The 23,819-nt window shown below is 73.4% G+C and carries 18 protein-coding genes; 6 read left to right on the top strand and 12 right to left on the bottom strand.

All coding sequences use genetic code 11. From position 1 onward, the window contains the following. The first annotated feature begins 290 nt into the window (after nt 1-290). Nucleotides 291-713: a helix-turn-helix transcriptional regulator gene (locus R6Y94_RS12810; protein ID WP_318396105.1), complete on the top strand. Its 423-nt coding sequence runs from the start codon at nt 291-293 to the stop codon at nt 711-713. 63 nt (nt 714-776) lie between these two features. Here R6Y94_RS12810 and R6Y94_RS12815 read toward each other — a convergent pair whose 3' ends face one another. Continuing rightward, nucleotides 777-1,835, bottom strand: a complete 1,059-nt coding sequence (locus R6Y94_RS12815; RefSeq protein ID WP_318396016.1) for a hypothetical protein — start codon at nt 1,833-1,835, stop codon at nt 777-779. A 198-nt stretch (nt 1,836-2,033) separates the two neighbouring features. Between R6Y94_RS12815 and R6Y94_RS12820 the strand changes: the two genes are divergently transcribed. After that, nucleotides 2,034-2,996 carry a C40 family peptidase gene (locus R6Y94_RS12820; protein WP_318396017.1) on the top strand — a complete coding sequence of 321 codons (963 nt, stop codon included), beginning with the start codon at nt 2,034-2,036 and terminating at the stop codon, nt 2,994-2,996. 23 nt (nt 2,997-3,019) lie between these two features. On the opposite strand, the gene R6Y94_RS12825 is transcribed toward R6Y94_RS12820, so the two are convergent. Continuing rightward, on the bottom strand, nt 3,020-5,221 hold the full coding sequence (locus tag R6Y94_RS12825) for a RecQ family ATP-dependent DNA helicase (protein WP_318396018.1): 2,202 nt from the start codon (nt 5,219-5,221) through the stop codon (nt 3,020-3,022). 132 nt (nt 5,222-5,353) lie between these two features. Between R6Y94_RS12825 and R6Y94_RS12830 the strand changes: the two genes are divergently transcribed. Then, entirely contained in the window at nt 5,354-8,071 is a 2,718-nt protein-coding gene (locus R6Y94_RS12830) for a hypothetical protein (RefSeq protein WP_318396106.1), read from the top strand. A 50-nt stretch (nt 8,072-8,121) separates the two neighbouring features. Here R6Y94_RS12830 and R6Y94_RS12835 read toward each other — a convergent pair whose 3' ends face one another. Beyond that, nucleotides 8,122-10,134: a BTAD domain-containing putative transcriptional regulator gene (locus R6Y94_RS12835; protein WP_318396019.1), complete on the bottom strand. Its 2,013-nt coding sequence runs from the start codon at nt 10,132-10,134 to the stop codon at nt 8,122-8,124. Nucleotides 10,135-10,298: 164 nt separating this feature from the next. Here R6Y94_RS12835 and R6Y94_RS12840 point away from each other — a divergent pair, with 164 nt between their 5' ends. Next, entirely contained in the window at nt 10,299-11,096 is a 798-nt protein-coding gene (locus R6Y94_RS12840; RefSeq protein ID WP_318396020.1) for a hypothetical protein, read from the top strand. Nucleotides 11,097-11,214: 118 nt separating this feature from the next. Here the strand turns inward: R6Y94_RS12840 and R6Y94_RS12845 are convergent, their stop codons facing one another. Together R6Y94_RS12845 and R6Y94_RS12850 are read right to left on the bottom strand one after the other, a co-directional pair. Further along, the gene (locus R6Y94_RS12845; protein ID WP_318396021.1) at nt 11,215-11,961 is read right to left on the bottom strand and encodes an SDR family oxidoreductase; all 747 of its coding nucleotides are present in this window, start codon (nt 11,959-11,961) and stop codon (nt 11,215-11,217) included. A gap of 102 nt (nt 11,962-12,063) precedes the next feature. Continuing rightward, complete coding sequence (locus tag R6Y94_RS12850; protein ID WP_318396022.1) at nt 12,064-12,633, bottom strand: TetR/AcrR family transcriptional regulator; 570 nt, start codon at nt 12,631-12,633, stop codon at nt 12,064-12,066. A 124-nt stretch (nt 12,634-12,757) separates the two neighbouring features. Here R6Y94_RS12850 and R6Y94_RS12855 point away from each other — a divergent pair, with 124 nt between their 5' ends. Both R6Y94_RS12855 and R6Y94_RS12860 read left to right on the top strand, forming a co-directional pair. Continuing rightward, the gene (locus tag R6Y94_RS12855) at nt 12,758-14,176 is read left to right on the top strand and encodes a DHA2 family efflux MFS transporter permease subunit (protein WP_318396023.1); all 1,419 of its coding nucleotides are present in this window, start codon (nt 12,758-12,760) and stop codon (nt 14,174-14,176) included. 159 nt (nt 14,177-14,335) lie between these two features. Beyond that, the gene (locus R6Y94_RS12860; protein ID WP_318396024.1) at nt 14,336-15,274 is read left to right on the top strand and encodes a hypothetical protein; all 939 of its coding nucleotides are present in this window, start codon (nt 14,336-14,338) and stop codon (nt 15,272-15,274) included. A gap of 44 nt (nt 15,275-15,318) precedes the next feature. Here R6Y94_RS12860 and R6Y94_RS12865 read toward each other — a convergent pair whose 3' ends face one another. The 7 genes from R6Y94_RS12865 to R6Y94_RS12895 form a co-directional block, all read right to left on the bottom strand. Then, on the bottom strand, nt 15,319-16,464 hold the full coding sequence (locus R6Y94_RS12865; protein WP_412102748.1) for a branched-chain amino acid ABC transporter permease: 1,146 nt from the start codon (nt 16,462-16,464) through the stop codon (nt 15,319-15,321). Between the two features lie 146 nt (nt 16,465-16,610). Then, nucleotides 16,611-17,501, bottom strand: a complete 891-nt coding sequence (locus R6Y94_RS12870; RefSeq protein ID WP_318396025.1) for a branched-chain amino acid ABC transporter permease — start codon at nt 17,499-17,501, stop codon at nt 16,611-16,613. After that, nucleotides 17,498-18,259 (bottom strand): ABC transporter ATP-binding protein, encoded by a 762-nt coding sequence (locus tag R6Y94_RS12875; RefSeq protein ID WP_318396026.1) that lies wholly within the window; start codon nt 18,257-18,259, stop codon nt 17,498-17,500. Before R6Y94_RS12875 ends, R6Y94_RS12870 begins: the two co-directional genes overlap by 4 nt. Then, nucleotides 18,256-18,999, bottom strand: coding sequence for an ABC transporter ATP-binding protein (locus R6Y94_RS12880; RefSeq protein ID WP_318396027.1), 744 nt, complete (start codon nt 18,997-18,999; stop codon nt 18,256-18,258). The genes R6Y94_RS12875 and R6Y94_RS12880 overlap by 4 nt, the downstream gene beginning before the upstream one ends. Before the next feature lie 3 nt (nt 19,000-19,002). Further along, a complete protein-coding gene (locus R6Y94_RS12885) occupies nt 19,003-20,208 on the bottom strand; it encodes a substrate-binding domain-containing protein (protein WP_318396028.1) in 1,206 nt (401 codons plus the stop codon). Nucleotides 20,209-20,380: 172 nt separating this feature from the next. Then, a complete protein-coding gene (locus R6Y94_RS12890; RefSeq protein ID WP_318396029.1) occupies nt 20,381-22,126 on the bottom strand; it encodes a protein kinase domain-containing protein in 1,746 nt (581 codons plus the stop codon). 114 nt (nt 22,127-22,240) lie between these two features. Beyond that, the gene (locus tag R6Y94_RS12895; RefSeq protein ID WP_318396030.1) at nt 22,241-23,806 is read right to left on the bottom strand and encodes a fused MFS/spermidine synthase; all 1,566 of its coding nucleotides are present in this window, start codon (nt 23,804-23,806) and stop codon (nt 22,241-22,243) included. Nucleotides 23,807-23,819: the final 13 nt, after the last annotated feature.

Below are 23,819 nucleotides of genomic sequence, written 5' to 3' on the forward strand. Positions count from 1 at the left end.
GTGCTGCGCGCACGCCCGGCCGCCGTTCGTGCTGCCGCCCGGCCCCGGCCGCCACCCGTGCCGCCGCACGGCCACGGGGGAGGCGGGCCGCAGCGCCCGGGGCCGGGCCACCGACCGGCGGTTCATCGGCCGTACCGGCGGAACTCTTCGGACGATCGGGTAGCCGGGGCCGATGCCGGCCGACCGTTGGTACGGGCGGGGTGGGTGCGATCAGTCGGGTTGCCGGCCACGCTTCCGGATTACTCTCGAAAGACCACCCGAAGTCCGGGCGAAAGGGTTTTCCGCTGAGCATCGGTGCCGCACAGGAATCGCCGCAGGCGGCCTTCGCCCGCTTCGTCCGGCGTGCCATCGACGACGCCAAGAGCGAGCGCGGCTGGACCGTCAGCGACGTCGCCGCGCACACCGGTGTGGGCCGCTCCACCCTGTTCCGCTGGCTCGCCGGGGACTGGCAGGACTATCCGGAGCTGGCCAAGGTACGCGGATTCTGCACCGCCCTGGACGTACCGGTCGGGGTGGCCTTCCGGGCGCTCGGCCTGCCCGACGGCGAGCAGCCCGGCCCGCCCCGGAGGGACCGGATCGAGTCGCCGGTGGACGCCGACCTCCGGGTGATCATGAGTCGGCTCGCCGACCCCGGCGTACCGCCGGAGGAGAAGAAGCTGATCCGGGACATGCTGCGCTATCTGGCACACCGGCCGGTCCGCCGCGCCGGCTGACCGGAGGTGTCATCGCCGCTGGACAGGTTCCCGGGCGGCAGGGTCTCGGGCCGGGCTTCCGGCTCAGGGCACCGTCAGGGTGAACTCGGCCGTGTGCACCGCGCCGGCCACCTGGAAGTCGAAGTACATCCGGTACCGCCCGGAACTCGGCGCGGCGAGCCAGAACTTCACCGCCCCGCCCACCAACTCGGGCTCCGGATGGACGTGCACGTAGCCCAGGTCGCCTTCCCGCAACACCACCAGGTGCCCGTACGCGCCGAGGTAGGGCTCCAGCGCGGCGACCGGGTTGCCGCCGGAGAAGACCCGGAACAGCAGCGGCTGGCTGGCCCCGACCTGCGGGGTGCCCTCGTAGGTGACGGTGAACCCGTCAACCGTCGCCTCCCGGGCCGCCGCCGGCAGCGGTCGGGGGGCGTAGTCGCCCGCGACCACCAGGTCCACCCCGAGGGTCAGCGGCAACTGCCCGCCGCTGCCGTCCAGCGCGGTGAAGTCGGCGTACGCCCGCCAGACGCCGGGGGCGGGCAGGGTCAGCGGCACGCTCCAGGTGCCGTCCATCGCCATCGTCGGATGCAGGTGCTGATAGCCGCCGAGGTCCCGACGGATCACGATCATGTGCAGCGGCTTCTCGTGCACCACCGCGTACCCGGTCACCGGCTGGCGGTCCGGGCCGCGTACCTGGAACCGGAAGTCCTGGGCCCGACCGGCGGTCAGGGTCGTGCCGGTCGGCACCAGGGTGTAGCCGCTCGCGCTCACGCTCAGGCCGCCCGGCTCGGCACCGCCGGCCGGACCGCCGGGCGCCCCGGTGGGATGCTCGTGCGGCCCCGTCCCCGGCGGATGGCTGTGGTCGGTGGCGCCGGCCGCCGGCTGCCCGCCACCGCCGGCCGCCGGAGTGCCGCCGCCGTCCATCCGGCCGAGTCCGAACCCGGCGAGCAGGGCGAGCACCAGGCCACCCACGGTGAGCGCGAGGCGTACCGTGCCCCGGTCCGGCACGGCCGATTCGGCGGATCCGGCAGGGTCGCCGGCCGGTCGACGGTCCCGGGAAGGGCCGTCCGCCGCCCGCCGGGCAGCGCCCGACACCGGCCCGGTCCGGCCGGTCTCCCGCGCCGCTGGCTGCTCACGCGTCACGACCGGCAGGTTACCGTCCCGGTCCGGCGGCTGACCGTCCCGGGCCGGCGGTCCAGGCGCGTCAGGTCGACGACGTCGACCACCGGGATCCTTGCGGCGCCGGCCACCGACGATCTCCGGCGAGCGACAGGCATCACGGTACGAAACCGAACGACTTCTATGCGTGGCCTCCGGTCGGCATCGATCGTTAGATAGATCGTGCCGACCACCGCATTGCCACGTCGCGCCGCAGCACTCGCCGTCGGGATGACCGTGGCGTTGTCGCTCGTCCCCGCACCAGGCCGAGCCGCACCGCCCAGCGACCCCGCCGAGCGGATCGCGGACGCGGCGGAGCAGTTGGAGATCGTCGTCGAGCAGTACAACGACCTGCGGGAGACGTTGCGGGAGACCCGGGCGCGCAGCGCGGCCCTGCACGCCGGGATGGGGCCGCTGGAGCGCGCGATCGAGGCGCACCGTACCGAGGTCAGCCTGATCGCCGCCCGGGCGTACCGCACCGGCGACACCCACGCGCTGGGAGTGGTGGGCAGCCTGCTGGGCGCCGCCACTCCGGAGAACCTGATGGACCCGCTGCTCCTGCTCGACCGGCTGAGCCGGGAGCAGCACCGGGTGATCGCGGCGCTGACCGAGGCGCACGACCGGCTGGCCAGGGCGCGCCGCACCGTCGAGGCGCTCGCCGCCCGGCAGCGGAGCCAGGAACGGCAGCTCGCCGCGCGGAAGCTGGCGATCGAGACCGAACTGGCCCGGCTCGCCCGACTGCCCGGCCCCGACGAGCCGCCCGCCGGGGCCGCGTCCCGGCTGCCCGAGCCGCCGGCCGGGGCCGCCGGCAAGGCCGTCCGGTTCGCGTACGCCCAGCTCGGCAAGCCGTACCGGTGGGCCGGGGACGGTCCGGACGGGTACGACTGCTCCGGGCTCACCTCGGCCGCCTGGGCGGCTGCCGGCGTCCGGCTGCCGCACAACGCGGCTCGGCAGTACCGGGCGGTGACCCGGATCAACCGCGCCGCCCGGCAAGCCGGTGACCTGGTCTTCTACTACCGTGACCTGCACCACGTCGCCATCTACGTCGGCGACGGGAAGATCATCCACGCGCCGCGTACCGGCACCCGGATCCGAATCGACCGGGTCGACTACCAGCCGATCGTCGGATACGGCCGACCTCGCTGAGCCCCACCCCGCACTCGGATCGGTCAGCCGGCGACGGCGAGCGCGAACGGGAGCACGCCTGGGGCACCGGCCTGGCGCAGCAGGCGGGCGACGACCGTCATGGTCCAGCCCGAGTCGACGAGATCATCGACCAGCAGGACCGGGCCGGTCAGCCCGGCCAACGCCCCGACCAGTGGTTCGGGTAGCGGGAAGGCGCCGTGCAGCGCGCGTACCCGCTGGGCGCTGTTGCCGCGCGGGCCGGCACCGGTCGGGCTGTCCCGGGCCGGCACCTCGCCGAGCAGCGGCAGCCGGCCGACCCGGGCGATCCGGTCGGCCAGCCCGTGCACCAGCCGGGGCCGCCGCCGCGAACCGAGCGCGAGTACGGCGACCGGCCGGGCCGGCCACGGGTCGTCGCCGTGCGCCCACGCCTTCAGCACCTCGACCACGGCGGTCGCCACGTCCTCCGGCAACTCCGCGTCCGGCGCCTCCGGCCCGGTCAGCGCGCGCAGCCGGCCACCCCAGCCGAGATCGGAGAGCCGCCCGACCGCCCGCCCCGGGTACGCCTGCTCGGCCGGCCCGATCTTGCCGCGCAGCGGTACGCCGACCGCCTCCAGCCCGGTCGGCCAGAGCTTCTTCGCCGGGATCTGCACCCCGGGGCGGCCGAGGAACGCCTGCGCGGCGGCGAGCGCCGGCGCCGACACGTCGGCGTCGAACCGGGCCCCGGTGCAACGGTCGCAGCGCCCGCAGGCGGTCGCCGCCGGGTCGTCCAGGCAGCGGCGGAGGAACTCCATCCGGCAACCGGCGGTCGCGGTGTATTCCCGCATCGCCTGCTGCTCGGCGGTGCGCGCCTGCGCCACCCGGCGCAGCCGGGCCGCGTCGTAGTGCCACGGCTCACCGGTGGCCAGCCAGCCGCCCCGGACCCGGCGTACCGCGCCGTCGACGTCGAGCACCTTGAGCATCAGCTCCAGTCGGGTCCGGCGCAGGTCGACGATCGGCTCCAGGGCCGGTGTGGAGAGCGGACGGTCCGGATGCAGGGCGGCGAGGACGGCCCGGACCTGCTCCTCCGGCGGAAAGGCCAGCGAGGCGAAGTACCGCCAGATGGCCTGGTCCTCGGCACCGGGCAGCAGCAGCACGTCGGCCGCTGCGACGGCCCGGCCGGCCCGGCCGACCTGCTGGTAGTAGGCGATCGGCGACGGCGGCGCACCCAGGTGCACCACGAAACCCAGGTCCGGCTTGTCGAATCCCATGCCCAGCGCCGAGGTGGCGACCAGGGCCTTGATCTTGTTGTCGAGCAGGTCCTGCTCGGCGGCGCGGCGGTCGGCGTCGTCCGCCTGGCCGGTGTACGACGCGACGGCGTAGCCCCGGCCGCGCAGGAACTCGGCGGTCTCGCCGGCCGCCGCCACGGTCAGGGTGTAGATGATCCCGGAGCCCGGCAGCCGGTCGAGCTGGTCGGCCAGCCAGCCGAGCCGGTGCGCCGGGCTCGGCAGGTCGAGTACGGCCAGCCGCAGCGACTCGCGGTCCAGCGGTCCGCGCAGCACCAGTGCGTCGCCGAGCTGCTCGGCCACGTCGTCGGTGACCCGGCTGTTGGCGGTGGCGGTGGTGGCCAGTACCGGCGTGCCGGCCGGCAACCCGGCCAGGAAGGTACGCAGCCGCCGGTAGTCGGGACGGAAGTCGTGCCCCCAGTCGGAGACGCAGTGCGCCTCGTCCACCACCAGCAGCCCGGTGGTGGCGGCGAGCCGGGGCAGTACGCCGTCCCGGAAGTCCGGGTTGTTCAGCCGTTCCGGGCTGATCAGCAGTACGTCGACCGTGCCGGCCTCGATCTCGGCGACGATCTCGTCCCACTCGTCGAGGTTGGCCGAGTTGACGGTGCGGGCCCGGATCCCGGCCCGGGCCGCCGCCTCCACCTGGTTGCGCATCAGCGCCAGCAGCGGCGAGACGATCACGGTAGGCCCGGTACGCCCCGCCCCCGCCTCGGCGGACTGCCGGAGCAGGGCGGTCGCGACGAAGTAGACGGCGGACTTGCCCCAGCCGGTCCGCTGCACGCAGAGCACCCGGCGCCGCTGCACCACCAGCGCCTCGATGGCCCGCCACTGGTCGTCCCGGAGCCGGGCGTGCTCGCCGGCCAACCGGCGCAGTACGCCCTCGGCCCGCTCGCGTACCGACCCCGGCTCCGCGGCGGCCGGCCCCCGATCGTCGGGCTGCCCGCCGGTCGGCTCGTGGTCGTCGGGGGTCCGGTCTGCATCCATCCGGCCTTTCTACCAGGACACCACGGCGGACCCCCGGCGCACCGTTACCCGGGTGAGGCCCGTCCGGCCTTGTCCCCACCTACCACACTGTGGTGATCTGTGGAGCACGCATAGCAACGGCCGGAGGTGAGCATGCGAGGAGCGGCGACGACCCAGGGGCAGCCGACCTCGGGACGGGAACGCCTGCCGTCCGGCGGTTCGGAGTTCCTCGCCCTGCTGGCCCGGCTGCTGCGCCGGCCGCGTCGGGGTGACCGGCGGCTGCCGCTGATCTGGCTGGTCCGCTCGCCCGCCTCACCGGACCTGATCGCCCTGCTGCGCCGGGTACTCGGCCGGGGCCAGCGACGACGCATCCCGCACGCGGTCCTCGACCTGACCGAGCTGACCGCCACCGACATCGCCGGTGAGCTACGGGAGGTGCACCGGCAACTCTCCCTGGAGGCGTTCGGGGGCGAGCGGTTCAGATTCCGGCACTATCCGCTGGCCGACTGGCTGCTGCACCAGCCCGTGCCGGAGTCGGCGGAGGCGGGCGAGGACCGCCGCCCCGCCCTGGCCCGGCAGCTCCGGGACCGGCGCGGCACCCGGCCGGGCAGTGACCCGGCCGGTGGCGGCGACGGCGACGGCGACCTCTTCTCCACCGTCTACCAGCTCGTCTTCTGGCTGGTCCGGCGGGCGATCCCGAGCGCCGTGTTCCGGGTCGCGGTCTCCGGTCGGGTGCCGTTGCTCGGGCCGCACTACCGGTGGTTCATGCGGCAGCAGTATCTGGCGCCCCGGCAGTCGGTGACCTTCCTCGGGTTCGCCGAACGACTCACTGCCGGCTGGCGTGACGGGGAACAGCCGGACCAGGTGAACAAGCTGCTCGTGCACGCTTTCCTGGAGGACCTCCGGCAGGCGTACCGGCGGCGGCTCTGGCGGCCGTCGAGCTGGCGGCGCACGGCGTATCCGGTGTTGCTGCTGAACAACGTGACGGCCGACGATCCGGGGCACACCCTGATCCGGCTGGTCAACGACGTCCGCAACGAGACCGGCCGCAACGACCCGCTCCTGGTGGTTGCGGCCGGTGCCGAGCCACCGCCGGAGCTACCCGAGCCGTACGCCCTGGTCGACGCCGAGGAGGCGTACGACGAATGGGTGGACGTGCTGCCGGAGACCCGGCGGCTGCGCCGGCCGGCCGCCTGGCTGATCGCCCTGCTGCTCGGCGACCCGAGCGCGGGCTCGGAGCCGAGGGGCGGGCTGCTCAACTTCACCCCGCCGGGTCCGCCGTGGTGGAGTCGCCGGTTCCTCCCCACCGCGCTCGTCCTGCTGCTGGCCGCCGTCGTGGGAGTCTGGGTGAACTCGCGCTGGAGCCTGGACTGCCATCCCCGGCCGTTCGACGGCGCGGTCTCGGTGGAACGGGTCGGCGGCGAGTGCATCGGCTACAGCGACACGGCCGGGCATGTCTTCAACCGCGACCCGGGGCAGGACCGGCTCCGCGCCGTGCAGCGCCGCATCTTCGCCCAGAACGCCGCCGCCGAGCAGGTCTGGCAGCGCAGCGCGCAGCGCCGTCCGCTGGTCACCCTGGTCTACCTGGGCACGCTGACCGGCAACCGGACCCGGGCCGACGAGGAGTCGTACGTCTCCGAACGGGAGGAACTGGAGGGCATGGCGACCGCCCAGTACGCGCTGCTGCGCGAGTCGGCCGGTGCCGACGGTGCCGCGCTGCTCCGGGTGGTGGTCGCGAACGCCGGACAGCAGATGCGGCACGCCGGCCGGGCGGTGGCGATGCTCGAAGGGCTGGTCCGGGACGACCCGACCGTGCTCGGCGTGGTCGGGCTGGTGGAGAGCCGGACCAGTACCGCGGCGGCGCTGCGGGAACTCAACCGGATCGGCCTGCCGGCCCTGGCCCCGACGCTCTCCGCCGACGGCATGCACGAGAACTCCAGGCTCTACCTCCAGATCTCCGCGCCCAACCGCGACCAGGCCGCGCTGATGGACGAGTACGCCCGGCAGGTGCTCCGGGTCAGCGGTGCGCACGTCTACTACACCACCGGGGAGAACAGCTCCCTGACCGAGGACCTGTACGTCGGCACGCTGGTCAACGATCTGCGCCAGCGGTTCGGCAACCGGCTGACCCGGGTGGAGGAGTGGCGTACCGGCCAGCGGATGACCCAGGAGTGCGGCTACACCGGCGTGCTGATCTTTGCCGGCAGGTGGTCCGAGTTCGACGGCTTCCTCCGGGCGCTCAAGGAGTGCGGCCCGAACCCGCCCCGGCACCTGGTCGGCGACGACTCGGTCAACCGGTACATGGCCAATCCCGGGCTACGGGCCAGCGCGCCCGGCAACCTCCCGGTCACGTACGTCTCGAAGGCGGCCCTGGCCACCTGCGCCTCGCTGCGTACCGCCCGGGACCAGCGCGACGACGTACGCGGCAGCTTCCTCTCCTGGATCCAGGCCGACGACCTGCTCGACTGGCCGCGCTGCCGGGACGACGGCCCGAGCGCCCAGGTCGGGGAACGGGTCAGTCTCGCCTACGACGCCGCCACCATGGTGGTACGCGCGGTGGAGAGCCTCGCCGCCCGGCTGCGGCACGGCAGTCCGCGCGAGGCGTGGGATCCCCGGGCCGTCAACCCGGCCGGGGTGCACACCGAGGTACTGCGGCAGAACGCCGAGAACGGCTATCCGGGGGTCAGCGGCCTGATCCGGTTCGCGGCCGACTCGGGCGAGCCGGTGGCGAAGCGGCTCTCCCTGGTCCGGGTCGAGCGGGTGAATGACATCAACACCGAACCGGTCGAGGTCTTCCACTGCGGCTCGGCCGACGACCCCGCCGAGCAGCGCTGCCAGCCGGTGCAGTCCGGCCGGGCCGGACCGGCCTGATCCCGCAGACCCGGCATGCTCATCCGCAGCCGCCCGAGAAACCCCTGGCTTTAGCCATGGGGGTGGTCAGGCGTGGTGTTGGCCGGCCGGCCGAGCGGGGGCAGGAAGACGAGCACCTCGCGGAGCGAGTCGGCCACCTCCATCGGGAGCAGACAGCGGGCGACCAGTTCCTCCATCGAGGCGTACGGCCCGCGTACCAGGCGGTCCACCAGGATGTGCCGGCTCTGCTCCGGTGACGGCCCGGGCAGCCCCAGCACCACGTGTTCACCGACGGCGTTGATGTCGATCAGGCCACCGTCGTCGAAGTTGCGCGGCAGGTCCGGCCGACCGATCCGCAACTCGGTGCGGGCCGTCGGGTAGTGGTAGAGCAGGTACCGGGCGTGCTCCCGGCGTACCCGGTGGTCGGCGGCGCTGCGCGGGGCGGCCGGCGCGCGCTGGCGCCGCCCGCCGCCGAGTACCCGCTGCACCCCACGGTTGAGCAGGATGACGTGCAGCATGCCGCCGAGCCAGTTCACCAGGAAGAGTCCGAGGATCGCGAACACCTGGCCGGTGCTCGCCGGAGCCGCCGGGTCGGGATCGCCGCTCTCCATCCCGAGGACGAATCCGACCACCATCGCGAGATACCCGACGCCGGCCGCCACCAGCCACCTGCTGCGACGTCGCCAGGCGTAGACGAAGACGACCAGCCAGGTGAGGAGTCCGAAGGTGAGCAGGACGCCGACCGCCCCGAGTACCGTGCCGACGGTGCTGGTCCAGTGCCTGCCGCCACCGTCCTGCCGGCCGGCACCCGGCGGCGGCGCGATCGGCAACAGCGGTGGCGGTAACGCCGACGGCGGCAGTGGCACGGCCGCCGGCGGCGCTCCGGGAGACGGCACCGCCGGCCCGGGCTCGACCGGGGCCGCCGGCCGGGGCTCCGGCACCACCGGCACCGCCCGCACGGCCGGCCCGACTCGCCCGTCCTGCGCCGCTGGCTCGACCGGCACGGTGGGCTGAACCGGCACGGTGGGCTGAACCGGCACGGTGGGCTGAACCGGCACGGTGGGCTGAACCGGCGCGGTGGGCTGAACCGGCACGGTGGGCTGAACCGGCACGGTGGGCTGAACCGGCACGGTGGGCTCGGCGAGAGTGGCCGGGGCAGGTGTCGTCGGCTCGGATAGCCGGGGCGAGGTCTCGGCTGTCGGGGGCTGACCGCCTGGCAGCGTGGCGCGGACCGATGGCTCGCCGGCCGGGGATCGATCGACCGCCGCCCCGGTGACCTGCGCAGGTGCGGCACTCCCGGACCGGTCGGGAACGGCCAGCGTCGGGTCGGAGCGCAGGATCCGGCGATGCAGCTCCTGAAGCTGCTCACCGGGCTCCAGCCCGTGCTCCTCCCGGAGCAGCGTGCGTACCTCGCGGAACGTGTTGAGCGCCTCCGCCTGCCGTCCCTCGCGATACAGCGCCAGCATCAGCAGGCCGCGCAGCCGCTCGCGTACCGGGAACTGGGCGACCAGCCGGGCCAGTTCGCCGACCACCTCGTGGTGGTGGCCGAGCCGCAACTCGAGTTCGGCCCAGCTCTCCAGGGCGGCGGTACGCATCTCCACCAGCCGGTGCCGGGCGGAGTCGAAGAACGGCCCGGTCAGGCCGGGAAACGGCTCGCCCCGCCAGAGGTCGAGCGCGGCGCGTAGTCCGGCCGCCGTCTCCGGCCACCGGCCGGCGTCCCGGGTCGCCGCCGCCTGCCGGGTCGCCCGCTCGAACCGCAGTGCGTCGACGTCATCCCGGCCGACCCGCAACAGGTAACCGGCGTCGGTCAGGCTCAACACCTGCCCCGGGGTACGCGGCGACCGGTCCGGTTCCAACACCCGGCGGAGCCCGGCGACGTACTTCTGCACCACGTTGGGGCCGTTCGCCGGGGGATCCTCGGCCCAGACCGCCTCGATGATCCGGCTCGTCGGCACCGGCCGCCCCGCCTGCAGCAGCAACACGGTCAGTACGGCCCGTTGCTTGCCCGGCCCGAGTTCAAGTTCGCGATCGGCGTGCCAGGCGCGCAACGGCCCGAGGATCTCGAAGCGCACCGCCTCCACCATGCGCCCATCACCCCCCGGCTGCTCGCGGACCAGCGCACGGCAGTCCGACGGCAGCATAACGGCAGTGGCCGAGCGCAGGTACGCAGTGACAGGTCAGTACGACGGCAGTCCCGGTCGGCAGCATTTCCGGCGTCGAACCACGACACCGGTGAGAAGGGAAAGCAATGAACAGAGATATCCGCGCAGCACGCTGGGTCCGGCACACCGCCGGCCCGCTGGCCGCACTGCTCGGCGTGACGGTCCTGCTGGGCGGCTGCGGGAAGCTGAAGGAGGAAGTGGCCGCCGTCACTGCCAAGCAGACCCTGCTGGAGACGGTGCCGGACGGCAGCGAGGGACCGTTCCGGTTCAGCGGCAAGGACGGTACGGACGACGTCTCCGGTTCGGTGGACCCGGCGGCGAAGGGGCTGGAACTCTCCACCGCGATCAAGGATCCGGAGCACGGCTTCACCACCACCATTGCGTTCCGGGTCCTCGGCGAGGACATCTGGACGAAGATCTCCTTCACCGGGACCGAGGGTCTGACCGGGCTGCCCAAGCTCCCGAACAAGTGGCTGAAGCTGGACCCCGCGAAGCTCACCGAGGCGGAGAGCGTGCCGAAGTACGAGGGGGCCGACCCGGGCAACGCCGGCCCGCTGCTCCAGGCGGCCACCTCCGTCACCGACGCCGGCAACGGGAAGTACTCCGGCGGCATCGACCTCACCTCCGGGGAGGCGGCGAAGGTGCTGGAGGCGGAGCGGATGACCACGCTCGGCGAGGCGGCGAAGCAGGTGCCGTTCACCGCGACGGTCGACGGCGAGCACCTGACCTCGCTCACCCTCGACGTGCCGGCGGCCGGCAGCGCCAAGGCGTTCCAGTACGTCGTGCACTACCGGGACTTCGGCAGCGCGCCGAAGCTCGCCGCACCGGCGGGCGCGCAGGCCCAGAACGCGCCGGCCCTGGCGTACGAGCTGCTCAACGGCTGAGCGCAGTAGAGGCCTGCGGGCCGGGTGGTGGCCACGGGGGACCGCCACCCGGCCCGTTCGCGTCTCCGGGTCCGTTCCTGGCTCGGCCCGTTCGCGTCTCCGGGTCGGCTTCCGGCGGTCAGCGGCCGAAGACGGAGCCGCCGTTCACCCCGAGCACCTGGCCGGTCACGTACCCGGCGGCCGGGCTGGCCAGGTATCGGACCGCCGCCGCGATCTCGGCCGGCTCGCCGGCCCGTCCCACCAGCGTCGCGTCGACCCGCCGCCGGTGCCCCTCCGGCGTCATCCGGTCACCGAAGAACTCGGTGTCGACGACGTAACCCGGACTCACCACGTTGACCGTGATCTGCTCCGGTCCGAGCTCCTGGGCAAGGTGGTACGCCCAGCCGTGCAGCGCCGCCTTCGCCGCCGAGTACGGTCCGCCGCCGCCCCGCTGCGCGGCGATCGAGCTGAGCAGCACCACCCGTCCACCGGGCCGGCGCAGTGCCGGCCGGAGCGCCTCGGTCAGCAGTACGGCGGTGAGCACGTTGCTGTCGAGGTTGGCCCGCCACTGCGCCGCCACACCGTCCAGGCTGGACAAGTCGCCGCCCAGGTAACCGCCCGCGTTGTTGACCACCACGTCGACGGTGCGCCCGCCGACCGCCTCGGTGACCCGACCCAGTTGCGCCGGGTCGGCCAGGTCCGCCTGCACCGCCTCGACCGAGCCCGGTCGACCGACCTGCGCCCCGATCCGGGCGGCTGCCTTCGCCAGCAACTCGGCCCGGCGGCCGACCACGATGACGTCGTACCCGTCCTCGGCCAGGCCCTCCGCGATGGCCGCGCCGATCCCGGTCGCGCCGCCGCTGACCACCGCCAGTCTTTCCGGCATCCGCTCTCCCCGCTTTCCGTCGCGCCTGCGGCGCCGGCCAGGCCCCGAGATCTTCCACCGAGCCGGCGGGCCCGGAGCCGTCGGCCGGGCCGGCGAGCCAGGCTACCCGCCGGGTTCCGGCTCCGTACAGGTGTCCTGGATCGATGCGGCGATCTCCGCCATCCACGGTTGGGCCGGCACGGCGCCGGGCCCGACCACCTGCATCGCGGCCAGCACGGTGAGCAACATCCCGGTGCCCAGGAAGTCCCGGGTCTCCTCGGCGCTCGCTCCGGTCAGTTCGCGGACCAGCCGGTAGATCCGGCCGAAACAGTCGCGTACGGCGCTGCCGATCACCGGGTCGGAGCTGGCCGCGAAGCCGTGCAGGAGTACGGCGAGCAGGTCCCGTTCGGCCAGCAGGTCGTCGTACGCCTCGCCGAGGGTCTCCAGGTCGGCCGAGCGCTCGGCGGCGTCCCGGAACACCTGCTCGATCCGGGCGGCGGCGTGCTGGACCGCGGCGACGAAGAGCCGTTGCTTGGAGCCGAACAGCCGGATCACGTACGGCTGGGAGACCCCGGCCAGCCGGGCCACGTCGTCGGTGGAGGTGCCGGCGTATCCGGAGACGGCGAAGGCCTGCACGGCGGCGCCGGCGAGTTGCTCGCCGCGCTCGGCGGCGGTCAGTCGGGTCCTGGGCATCGTCGCCCCTCCTTCCGCGCTCCGTACGCCGGACGCTTCCTGCGTCGGACGTTGACATGTTATCAGCCGATAACTACTTTAGGCAGAAGCTTAGTTATCAGTCGATAACAACTAAGGAGTGATCGTGACTAGCGCACCCGTCCTCGGCGGCGCCGCGCCCCCCGCTCCGGGACGGCCGGCCGGACCCGCCGCCCGACCGCTGGCCGCCGTACTCGCGGCGGTCGGGGTACCGATGTTCATGGTCACCCTGGACAACCTGGTGGTGACGACGGCGCTGCCGGTGATCCGGACCGAACTCGGCGCCTCCCTGACCGACCTGCAATGGTTCGTCAACGCCTACACGCTGCCCTTCGCCGCGCTGCTGCTCACCGCCGCCGCCCTCGGCGACCGGATCGGCCGGCGACGGCTGTTCCTCGCCGGCATCGCGCTGTTCACCGTCGCCTCGGCGGCCTGCGCCCTCGCCACCGAACCCTGGATGCTGACCGCAGCCCGGGCGGTCCAGGGCATGGCCGGCGCGGCCGTAATGCCACTGTCGCTCACCCTGCTCGCCGCCGCCGTCCCCGACCGGCTCCGCGACGCCGCCATCGGGATCTGGGGCGGAATCAGCGGCCTCGGCGTCGCGGTCGGCCCGGTGGTCGGCGGGGCGGTGGTCGAGGGACTCGACTGGACCTGGATCTTCTGGCTGAACGTGCCGATCGGGCTGCTCGCCCTGCTGCTGGCCGCGATCGTGCTACGGGAGTCGCACGGCCCGGCGTCCCGACCGGACCCCGTCGGGCTGGTCCTCTCCGCCACCGGCCTACTCGCGCTGGTCTGGGGGGTGGTGCACGGCCAGGACCACGGCTGGACCTCCGCCCGGGTACTGACCGCCCTGATCGGCGGCGGCATACTGGTCGCCGCCTTCCTCGGTTGGGAGACCCGGACCCCGGTACCGATGCTCCCGCTGCGACTCTTCCGGTCCCGCAGCTTCAGCGTGGTGAACGTGGTGGCCTTCACCTTCTCGGTCGGCGTCTTCGGCTCGGTCTTCCTGCTCGCCCAGTTCTTCCAGGTGGTGCAGGGGCACAGCCCGCTCGACGCCGGGATCCGGACGATGCCCTGGACCATGGCGCCGATGGTGGTCGCCCCGCTGGCCGGGCTGCTGGTGGGCCGGCTCGGCGTGCGTACCCTGATCGTCGCCGGGCAGGCGATGCTGGCCGTCGCGCTGGGCTGGCTCGCCCTGATCAGCACCGCCGACATCGACTACCCGGTGCTGGCCGTCCCGCTGGCGCTGGCCGGGGTCGGCATGGGGCTGACCTTCGCCCCGATGAGCACCGCCACGATGTCGAGTGTGCCCGAGGAGTCCAGGGGAGTCGCCTCCGGCACCAACAACAGCATCCGGGAACTTGGGGTGGCCGTCGGGGTGGCCGCGCTGGCCTCGGTCTTCGCCGCCAACGGCGACTACGCCAGCCGTACCTCCTTCGTGGACGGCCTCGGCCCGGCCGTACTCGTCGGCGCGGCCGTGGTCGCCGTCGGCGCCCTCATCGCCCTCCGCCTCCCCCGCCGTTAACCCCACGATTCGGGGTCTCGTGATCAGGTAGCGTCCGGCCGGTCCGGGCGAGCCGGACGCTACCTGATCACGAAATTACCCCTGGACGGCGCTGGTGGTTATCCACAGGTGGGTGGATGGGGTGGCGGGCAGTCCGGGCAGGTTGGCACGTTGGTGGGCGTGTTCCAGGAGTTGGTGCGGCGGCAGCACGGGGTGGTGAGCCGGCAGCAGGCATACGACTGCGGGCTGACCAAGGCGCAGGTCGAACACCAGGTGCGTACCGGTCGCTGGCGCCCGATGGCCGGACGGGTCTTCGCCACCTTCTCCGGGGTACCGCCCCGGGAGGCGGTGCTGTGGGCCGCGCTCCTGCGCGCGGGCCGGGGCGCGATGCTGAGCCACCACACCGCAGCCGAGTTGCAGGGCCTGACCGACCGGCGCCATCCCGCCGTCCACCTCATCGTTCCCGGTGACCGGCGGATACGGCGGGTTCCCGGCGTCGTCGTACACCTGAGGAGCACGCCGGAGGCGGCCCGTCATCCCACCCGGTCGCCGCCGCAGACCCGCATGGAGGAGACGGTGCTGGACCTGACCCAGCAGGCCGGCACCCTGGACGAGGCGCTGGGCTGGGTGGCCAGGGCCGTCGGCCGCCGGCTGACCCGGCCGCACCTGATCGCCGAGGCGATGCGGTGGCGGGCGAAGCTGCGCTGGCGGGCCGAGTTGCGGGCTGCACTCGCCGACATCGCGGACGGCTGCCACTCACTGCTGGAGTTGCGCTACCTGCGGGACGTCGAACGGGCCCACCGGCTGCCGGCCGGCGTCCGCCAGGCCGCCCGGCCCCGACGCGGCGGACGGTGGTACGACGACGTCCACTATCCCCGCTACCGGCTCCGGGTGGAGTTGGACGGCCAAGCCGCGCATCCGGCTGACCGGCGATGGCGGGATGCGGGTCGGGACAACGCGGCGGCGGTCGCCGGTGAGACCACCCTCCGGTACGGCTGGACGGACACCACCGACGCCGCGTGCGCCGTCGCCCGTCAGGTCGCCGACGTCCTCCGCCGCAACGGCTGGCCCGGCCTTCCCCACCCCTGCTCCCCCACCTGCCCACTGGCCGACCCGTGATCAGGTAGCGTCCGGCCGGTCCGGGCGAGCCGGACGCTACCTGATCACGGAGAGCGGCGGCGGTTTCGGGAGGGGAGGAGGGTGCGGAAGGGGGCTAGGCGGGTGGAGAGGCTGGCCAGGCCGCCGGGGAAGAAGTAGACCGCCAGGATGAAGACCGTGCCGAGCACGAAGAGCGGCTGGGACAGCGGCGCGCTCAGCACGCCGGGGAGCGAGTCCACCGCCGATGAGCTGCCGAACGCGGTCAGCCGGTGGTCCAGGTACATGTAGAGCATGCCGCCGAGCACCGGACCCCAGCGGGTACCCGGCCCACCCAGCACGACCATGACCAGCAGCGAGAGGGTCAGCTCGGAGGAGGTCACGTGCGGCGAGGCGCCGCCGACCAGCAGGCAGTAGATCGCCCCACCGGCGGTGGCGAGCCCGCCGGCCAGGGTGAACGCGAGCAGCTTGAACCGGTACGGGTCGAGCCCGAGTACCCCGATCCGCCGCTCGTCGTCGCGCAGCCCGGCGAGTACCCGACCGGTGGGCGAGCCGGCCACCCGGTGCACCACGAAGACGACCAGGGCCAGGTAGGCCAGTGCCAGCCAGTACAGGTTGACGGTGTTGCCCACCCCGACCAGCGTCGCCGGCAGTCCCGACACGTCCAGCGACAGTCCCTCCTCGCCGCCGGTGAGCCCGCCGAAGTCTCGGGCCACCAGGATCGCGCCGACCTGTGCGAACGCCAGCGTCACCATGGCGAACGCGATCCCGGCGGTACGCAGCGCGATCGCCCCGAGTAACCCGGCCAGGGTGGTGCCACCGACCAGGGTCAGCAGCGCCGCCTGCCAGAGCGGCAGCCCGGCCCTGGTGACCAGGATGTCGGTGCCGTAGACGCCGGCAGCGAAATAGAGCGCGTGCCCGAAGGAGAGCATGCCGGTGCGGCCGAAGAGCAGGTCGTAGCCGGCGGCCAGCCCACCGAAGACCAGACAGATGGCGAGCAGTTGCAGTGTTCCCGGCCCGTTGAGCGGCCCGTCGAAGACCCCCGGTACGGAGACCGTCGAGTACGGCAGCACCGCGAAGACGAGCAGCACCAGCAGCGGTGACCAGGCTCGCAGGGCCGACCGCCAGTCCCGGCGGGGTGCCGGCGCGGGACCGGCGGTCGGCGGTGCGGCGGGCGGGTTGGCCGCCACCGCTGTCTTCAACCCGGTCGTCACGCCGGCCCTCCCGCTCCGCTCGTCGACGCCGGAACCCCCCGACGCGGGCCGGCCCGTTCCTTCGCTCCGCTCGGTCACATGCTCGCCGCCCTTCCGGGTCACGTGCTCGCCGCCCTTCCGGGTCACGTGGTCGCCGCCCTTCCGGGTCACGTGCTCGCCGCCCTTCCGGCGATGCCCTGCGGGCGGAGCAGCAGCACGATCGCCAGCAGTGCGACCACGCAGATATCTCCGGCCCCGGAGACGCCGTAGTAGTTGACGAACTGCTGGAGCAGGCCCACCGCGACGGCGGCGTACGCGGACCCGACGACCGAGCCCATCCCGCCGATCACCACCACGATGAAGGCGAAGATCAACAGTGATCCGCCCTGGCTCGGCGAGACCGAGCCGAAGTAGACCCCGCCGAGCGCACCGGCCAGCGCGGCGGCTGCCCCGCCGATCGCGAAGACCAGGGTGAATGCCTTCCGCACGTCGATGCCGAGCGCGGTGACCATCTCCCGGTTCTCCACCCCGGCCCGGATCACCAGGCCGTACCGGGTGTAGCGGAGGAAGCCGAGCAGCGCGGCCAGTACCAGCGCGGCGGCGAGGATCAGCAGGATGCCGGAGTTCGGCACCTTGGCACCGAGGATCGAGGTGACCCGCTGGGTCCAGTCCGGGCGCGGGAACGGGCGCGGGTCCGCACCCCAGGTGGCCTGGAGCAGCGCCACCCCGGCGAGTGAGAGCCCGACCGTGACCAGCACCTGTTCGATGGTGCGGGAGTAGAGCGGACGGATCATCACCAGTTCGACGGCCATCCCGACCACGGCACCGGCGACGACACCGAACGCGACCGCGAGCACGAAGCCGAGCCCGGACGGGCCGGCACCGGGCAGGTTCCCGGCCGCCCACCAGGTGGCGTACGCCCCGACGGAGAGGAACAGCCCGTGCGCGAAGTTGAGCACGTCGGCCAGCCCGAACACCAGGGAAAGTCCGGAGGCGACCAGGAAGTAGAGCGCGGACAGGCCCAGCCCGGTCAGCGTCAGCAGCACGATCGTGCTCATCCGGCCGACACCTCCCGGTTCTCGGCCGCATGCGGCTCGCCGGCCACGCCGACACCGAGCAGGGATCTGGTCAACTCCGCCTCCCGCAGCAGTTCGTCGGCGGCACCGGACCAGGCGACCCGGCCGGCGGCGAGCACCACCGCATCGCTGGCCAGCCGGCGTACCACCGCGAGGTTCTGTTCGACCAGCAGCACCGGCACGGCGACCGCGACCCGCTCCAGCACCTCGGCCACCTCGGTGACCACCTTCGGCGCCAGCCCCTTGGTCGGCTCGTCGACCAGCAGCAGCCGGTTGTCGTTGAGCAGCACCCGGCCGATCGCCAACATCTGCTGCTGGCCGCCGGAGAGCGAGCCGGCCCGTTGCCGGCCGCGCCGCTTCAGCTCCGGGAACAGTTCGAAGACCCGGTCGTACGCCGGAGCGCCGCCGCGCCGCTCGGCGAGCCGCAGGTTTTCGGTGACGGTGAGGCCGGCGAAGACGCACCGGTCCTCGGGTACGTAGCCGAGGCCGTCCCGGACCAGCCGGTGGGTCGGCTCACCGGCCAGCGAGCGGTCGCCCATCCGCACGGTGCCGCGTACCTCGCCGCCGCGTGGAGTCAGCCCGAGGATAGCCCGCAGCGTGGTGGTCTTGCCGACCCCGTTGCGACCGAGCAGCACGGTCACCCCGCTCGGGGCCACGGTGAACGAGACGCCCTGCAGGATGTGCAGCCCGGCGATCCGTACCGACAGGTCGGAGACCGCGAGGACAGGAGGTTCACTCATAGCGACTCACCTAGGTACGCCTCCTGCACCACCGGGTTGGCCATCACGGTCGCCGGGACGTCGCAGGCGAGCAGTGCGCCGTGGTGCATCACCGCGATCCGGTCGGCGAGCCCGAGGATCACGTCCATGTGGTGTTCCACCATGAGTACGGCCCGGCCGCTGTCGCCGGTCAACGACCGGATCACCCCGACCAGCTCGGGTACGTCCTCGGCGCTCACCCCGGCCATCGGCTCGTCGAGCAGCATCACCCTCGGCTCGCCGGCCAGCAGCAGCGCGATCTCCAGTTTCCGTTTCTCGCCGTGCGCGAGCGTGCCGGCCAGCGCGTCGGCCCGGTGTGCCAGGCCGACCCGGTCCAGTGCCGCGTCGGCGGCGGCGATCACCTCCCGGTCGGCCGCCGCCCGCCGCCACAGCTTCATCGAGCCACCCCGGTGCGCCTGCACGGCCAGCCGGACGTTCTCCCGCACGGTCAGCGAGCCGAAGACCGAGGACGCCTGGAACGTCCGGCCCAGCCCGAGCCGGGCCCGCCGGTGCGGCGGCAGCGCGCTGATGTCGGTACCGTCCAGCAGCACCTGGCCGGTGGTGGGCCGGCGCAGGCCGGAGACCAGGTTGAACAGCGAGGTCTTGCCGGCGCCGTTGGGGCCGATCACCCCGAGGAACTCCCCCGGCGCCAGCTCCAGGTCGACGCCGTCGACGATGGCGACCTCGCCGATCCGCCAGCTCAGGTCGCGGGTGGCGAGCACACCTCAGCCCTTCATCGCCACGGCCGGCGGCGCCGTCTCGTCCGGGGTGAGCACCTTCTGCGACTCCGCCTTCATCGCGTCGCCGGCGCCGCTCAGTTTGGCCTGGAACATCGGCTGGAGCAGCGCGTGGTCCTCGGCACGGACCGTCATCTTGCCCTTGATCCCGTCGAAGCTCCAGCCCTCCAGCGCGGTGACCATCCTGTCGACGTCGTCGCCGCCGGACTGGACCGACCGCACGATCATCTGGGCTGCGGTGAAGCCGTCCGGGTGGAACAGGTCCAGCACCCCGCCGGGTACGGCCGCCTTGGCCGCCTGCGCGGCCGGGTTGTCGGCGGCGCCGTCGAAGAAGTGCGACAGGAAGGAGATCTTGGTGCCGGCCGCCCCGAAGGTCGGCCAGGAGGCCCGGATGTCCAGCCCGGTGACCACGGTGGTGGAGCCGAGTACGCTCTGCTGGTCCAGGGTCTGCCACATCGCCGGGGCGGTGGTTCCGGCCCAGGCCACGAAGAGCAGGTCCGGCTTGGCCGCCGTCAACTGGCTGGCGAACGGGGTGAAGTCGGTGGCGCTGGCCGGGGCGAGCACGCTGCTCACCGTGGCACCGGCACCGCCGATGACCGCCTTGACCGCCGCCTCGTTGCTCTTGCCGAACGCGCTGTCCTGGGCGAAGACCACGACCTTCTTGCCGGCCGCGTCGCCGATGAACGACTTCGCGGTCAGCACGTCCTGGTACGACTGCCGCCCGGAGCGGAAGGTGTACTTGTTGACCCCGGTCGCGCCGTCGGTGGCGGCCGGCCCGGAGATGAAGAGCACCTTGTTCTGCGCGGCGATCGGCGCGACCTGGAGGGCGACGCCGGAGGCGGTCGAGCCGGCGAGGATCTTGTAACCCTTGCCGATCAGGTCCTTCGCCGCCGAGACCGCCTTGGCGGGGTCGCCCGCGTCGTCGACCTCGGTCACCTCGACCGTACGGTCACCGATCTTGTTGGTGCCGTCGGTGGCGTACGCCAGCCCGGCCCGGAACCCTTCGATGTACTGCTTGCCGTAGCTGGCCAACGCCCCCGACTGGGAGTAGACCAGACCGACCTTGACGGGTGCGGCGCTGTCGCCGCCGCCGTTCGCGGTGTCCTGCGGGCTGCCGCAGGCGCTCGTGGCGATCGCCCCTACCAGCAGCGTGGCGGCGGTGACCAGTACCCGCCGCGTCGTCCGGACCGTCATCATCGCTCCACATGGGGGGTGAAGTTGGAGAAGCATCGTCGGCCCACGGTAGGGGTGACGTCACGCACGTGCTATGTGGCTGAAACCCACAAGTAACCGCCAAGGGATGGCCGGCGCAGCCAGGCACCCGGCGATGTTCCGGAGGTCCGGCCGGCATGCGGTACCGGCTGGCTCAGTCCTCGCCGTCGGCGTCGTCGCCCGAGTCGGAGTCGGAGTCGGAGTCGGAGTCGGAGTCGGAGTCGCGATCCTGCTTCGGCTCCTTGCCCTTCGACTTCCCCGGGCCCTTGCCCTTCGACTCGCCGCCCGTCGACCCGGTGCCGGCGGAGCCGGACCGGCCCGCAGATCGGTCCGGCGGAGGCGGGGGCGCCGGCGGCACCGCTCCGACCGCTCCGCCGGCCGCGGCACCGCCGGTCTGGCCCGGCACGCCGGAGACCCGGGCCGCACAGGCGGTCTCGCCGAGCCGGAACTCGACGGGCAACGGATTGCTGCCGGCGTGGCTGCCGGCCAGCGCGAACCGGACGGCCCCGCCGGCCGGCAGGGTCGCCTCCGGGCCGGCGGCGGGCCGGAGCAGCACCTCCCGGCCCTGCTGGTCGGACTCCGGTGACGGGGTCCGGGTGAGCACCTGCTCGCCGGGGAAGGCGAAGCGCAGCGTCCAGTCCCGCACCGCCGAGGCGCCGAGGTTGGTGACCGTGACCTCGGCCTGGAACGACCGGCCGGTGTCCGCGCGCAGCACGTAGTCGACCCGGCACGGGACGGTGCCGCCCATCGCCAGGTTCGTCGCCGTGCCGGCCCCGCCGACCGGCGCCGAGCCGCCGGTGCCGCCCGCCCAGACCGCGCCGCTCACCGCGAGCAGGCCCACCCCGACCGCCGCGACCCGGGCCCGGTTGCCGAGCCGCGCCGGCGACCATCGGGGGCGGGTTGGCCGCGGCAGCGGGTCGGTCGCCGACCGGGGCAGCATCGCGGTGGCCGAGTGCGCCGACGCCGCCGGCCGGTGTTCCCGCAGCGCCGGGGCGGCCCGGCGGGGCGGCGCGACGGGCGTCGGACCGGCGGCCACCTGCAGCACCACCCCGGCGGCCCCGGCCAGGGTACGGGCCAGCTCGGCGCTCTCCGGCCGCTCCCCCGGCGTCTTGGCCAGGCAGCGGGTGATGACCGCCTCCACCTCGGCCGGCAGCCCGGGTACCGGTGGCATCGGCGCCGGCTCGGCGTACAGGTGCGCGCGCAGCGTCTGGGTACGGGTCGACGCCCGCCACGGCATCCGGCCGGTCAGCGCCCGGTAGAGCAGCAGGCCGAGGGCGTACACGTCGGTGGCCGGACAGACCTCCTCCTGGTTGAGCCGTTCCGGGGCCACGTACGCGGGCGTGCCGTACAGCCCGCCCTCGCCGTCACCGTCCCGCTCGCCGACCAGCGCCGAGATCCCGAAGTCGACGACCTTGGCACCCATGGCGGTGAGCATGACATTGCCGGGAGTTATGTCGCGGTGCACCACTCCCCGGGCGTGCGCGGTGGCCAGCGCGGCGGCGACCTGGGCGCCGAGCAGCACTCCGTCCCACCAGGGCAGCGGTCCCTCGCGGTCGAGCCAGCTCGCCAGCGGCTCGCCGTCGACCAGCTCCATCACCACGTACGGCACGGTCCGGCCGTACCGGACCGACTCGCCGTAGTCGTAGACGCCGGTGATGTGCGGATGGCAGAGCCGGGCGGCAGCCCGGGCCTCGGTCCGGAGCCGGTGCCGGAACGCCCGGTCGGTGGCCAGCTTCGGGGCGAGCATCTTCACCGCCACCGACCGGCCCAGCACCTCGTCGTGGCCACGCCAGACCACCGACATGCCGCCTTCGCCAAGTTCCTCGATCAGCCGGTAGCGGTCACCGACCAGCTCCGTGCCGTACCGCTGTGCTCCGCCCCACCAGCCCCACCCGGTCATACAGATCTCTCTTGCCCGGACCGGGCCCGGCTACACCTACCGGCACGGATTCGGGTCCAGCGGTGGTCGGCGGGCGCGGGTTACCGGCGCCCGATCGACCCGCGCAGCGAAGGCTCAGGCGGTGGCGAGGAGTTGGTCGACCGGGGCGTACTCGTCGGTCAGCACCATGGCGTCGTCGACGAACTCGTCGAGCGCGGGGCCGGAGAGCACGGTGACCGGCTGGTCCGTCGAGGTGATCAGGCGTTCCCGTACCTCCTCGACCGGCAGCGGCCGGTCGGAGGCGAGGATCACGAAGTTCGCGCCGTGCGTGCCGGCCAGCGCGGCCGGTGGCGCGACCAGGGCGACGTGCCGAAACTCGGCCGCCACGGTGGCCACCTCGGCCCGGATGAAGCGCAGCGGCGGATGGTCGATCACGTTCTGCGCGTAGATGCCGCCGGGGCGGACCACCCGGCGAACCTCGGCGGCCATCTCCCGGGTGGCCAGGTGCCAGGGCACCACCAGGTGCCCGAACGCGTCCCCGACCACCAGGTCGGCGCTGTGCGTGGCACGCTCACCGATCAGCATCCGGGCGTCGCCGACCCGGGCACGCAACTCCGGACCGGTCCGCACGTCCAGCTCGCGGCGGCCCAGCTCGACCAGCTCACCGTCGATCTCGTAGACCTCGTTGCGGGTGCCGGGCCGGGTCGCGGTCAGGTAGCGCGGCATGGTGAAGCCGCCACCCCCGAGGTGTACGGCCGAAAGCGGTGTCCGGGGCGACGCCATCACGTCGGCGACCGCCCCGATCCACTTCGTGTACTCGAACTCCAGGTGCCCCGGGTCGGCCAGGTCGACATAGGAGTGCCAGGCCGAGTTGAGCACCAGCAGCCGCCCGGTGGAGTTGTCCGGGTCCGGCTCGACCGAGGCGCAGTGGTACGCCGTCTCCACGTCGCACGGGTTCGGCGCGACGGCGCTGAGCGAGGCACCGACCAGGCCGAGCATGGCCGCGGCGGCGGTGATCCGGGACGGCTTCGGCAGCGTGGCCCCGGACTGCCGGCGCAGATAGACCGCGAGCACCAGTCCGGTCACCCCGAGCAGCACCGCCAGGCTGATGATGATCGCGGTACTCGGCAGGGCGGCGACCAGCACGAAACCGGTGCCCAGCGTCGCGGTGATCGCGCCGAGCGTGCCGATGCTGGAGAGCCGCCCGACCACCTGCCCGGTCTGCCGCAGGTCACCGAGTTGCAGCTTCACCACCAGCGGGGTGATCGCGGCGAGCAGGGCCGCCGGCAGGAAGATCGCCAGCGCGGTGAGCAGCAGGATGCCGACGGCGGCACCGCCGCGCAGCACCTCGCCGGCGTACCGGACGATCGGCAGGGTCAGCGCGGTGCAGATGCCGGCGAGCACCAGCGCCGGGGCGAGCAGCCGGCGCGGGTCCCGGCGGTCGGCGAGCCAGCCGCCGATCCAGGCGCCGTACGCGATCGCGGCCAGCGCCACCCCGATCACCGAGCTGGTGACCTGGAGGGTGACCCCGACGTACGGGCCGACGAGCCGCAGCGACGCCGTCTCCAGCACGAGTACGGCACCGCTGGCGACGAAGACCAGGGTGGCGGCCAGGCCGGTCGGCAGGGCCCGGGCCGGTGACCCGGGCGGCTCGTCCGCGACGGTGGTCGTGCCCGCCACGTCAGGTGGTGAAGAGTCCATCGCAGCGATGGTA

It is taken from the genome of Plantactinospora sp. KLBMP9567 (genome assembly GCF_033446045.1).
Lineage (GTDB): Bacteria > Actinomycetota > Actinomycetes > Mycobacteriales > Micromonosporaceae > Plantactinospora.

What these genes read in the sequence shown, in the direction of transcription:
- R6Y94_RS12885 (WP_318396028.1), bottom strand. Translation starts at nt 20,208, where the DNA reads ATGACGGTCCGGACGACGCGGCGGGTACTGGTCACCGCCGCCACGCTG.
- R6Y94_RS12875 (WP_318396026.1), bottom strand. Translation starts at nt 18,259, where the DNA reads ATGAGTGAACCTCCTGTCCTCGCGGTCTCCGACCTGTCGGTACGGATC.
- R6Y94_RS12870 (WP_318396025.1), bottom strand. Translation starts at nt 17,501, where the DNA reads ATGAGCACGATCGTGCTGCTGACGCTGACCGGGCTGGGCCTGTCCGCG.
- R6Y94_RS12825 (WP_318396018.1), bottom strand. Translation starts at nt 5,221, where the DNA reads ATGGATGCAGACCGGACCCCCGACGACCACGAGCCGACCGGCGGGCAG.
- R6Y94_RS12890 (WP_318396029.1), bottom strand. Translation starts at nt 22,126, where the DNA reads ATGACCGGGTGGGGCTGGTGGGGCGGAGCACAGCGGTACGGCACGGAG.
- R6Y94_RS12830 (WP_318396106.1), top strand. Translation starts at nt 5,354, where the DNA reads ATGCGAGGAGCGGCGACGACCCAGGGGCAGCCGACCTCGGGACGGGAA.
- R6Y94_RS12895 (WP_318396030.1), bottom strand. Translation starts at nt 23,806, where the DNA reads ATGGACTCTTCACCACCTGACGTGGCGGGCACGACCACCGTCGCGGAC.
- R6Y94_RS12835 (WP_318396019.1), bottom strand. Translation starts at nt 10,134, where the DNA reads ATGGTGGAGGCGGTGCGCTTCGAGATCCTCGGGCCGTTGCGCGCCTGG.
- R6Y94_RS12840 (WP_318396020.1), top strand. Translation starts at nt 10,299, where the DNA reads ATGAACAGAGATATCCGCGCAGCACGCTGGGTCCGGCACACCGCCGGC.
- R6Y94_RS12845 (WP_318396021.1), bottom strand. Translation starts at nt 11,961, where the DNA reads ATGCCGGAAAGACTGGCGGTGGTCAGCGGCGGCGCGACCGGGATCGGC.
- R6Y94_RS12850 (WP_318396022.1), bottom strand. Translation starts at nt 12,633, where the DNA reads ATGCCCAGGACCCGACTGACCGCCGCCGAGCGCGGCGAGCAACTCGCC.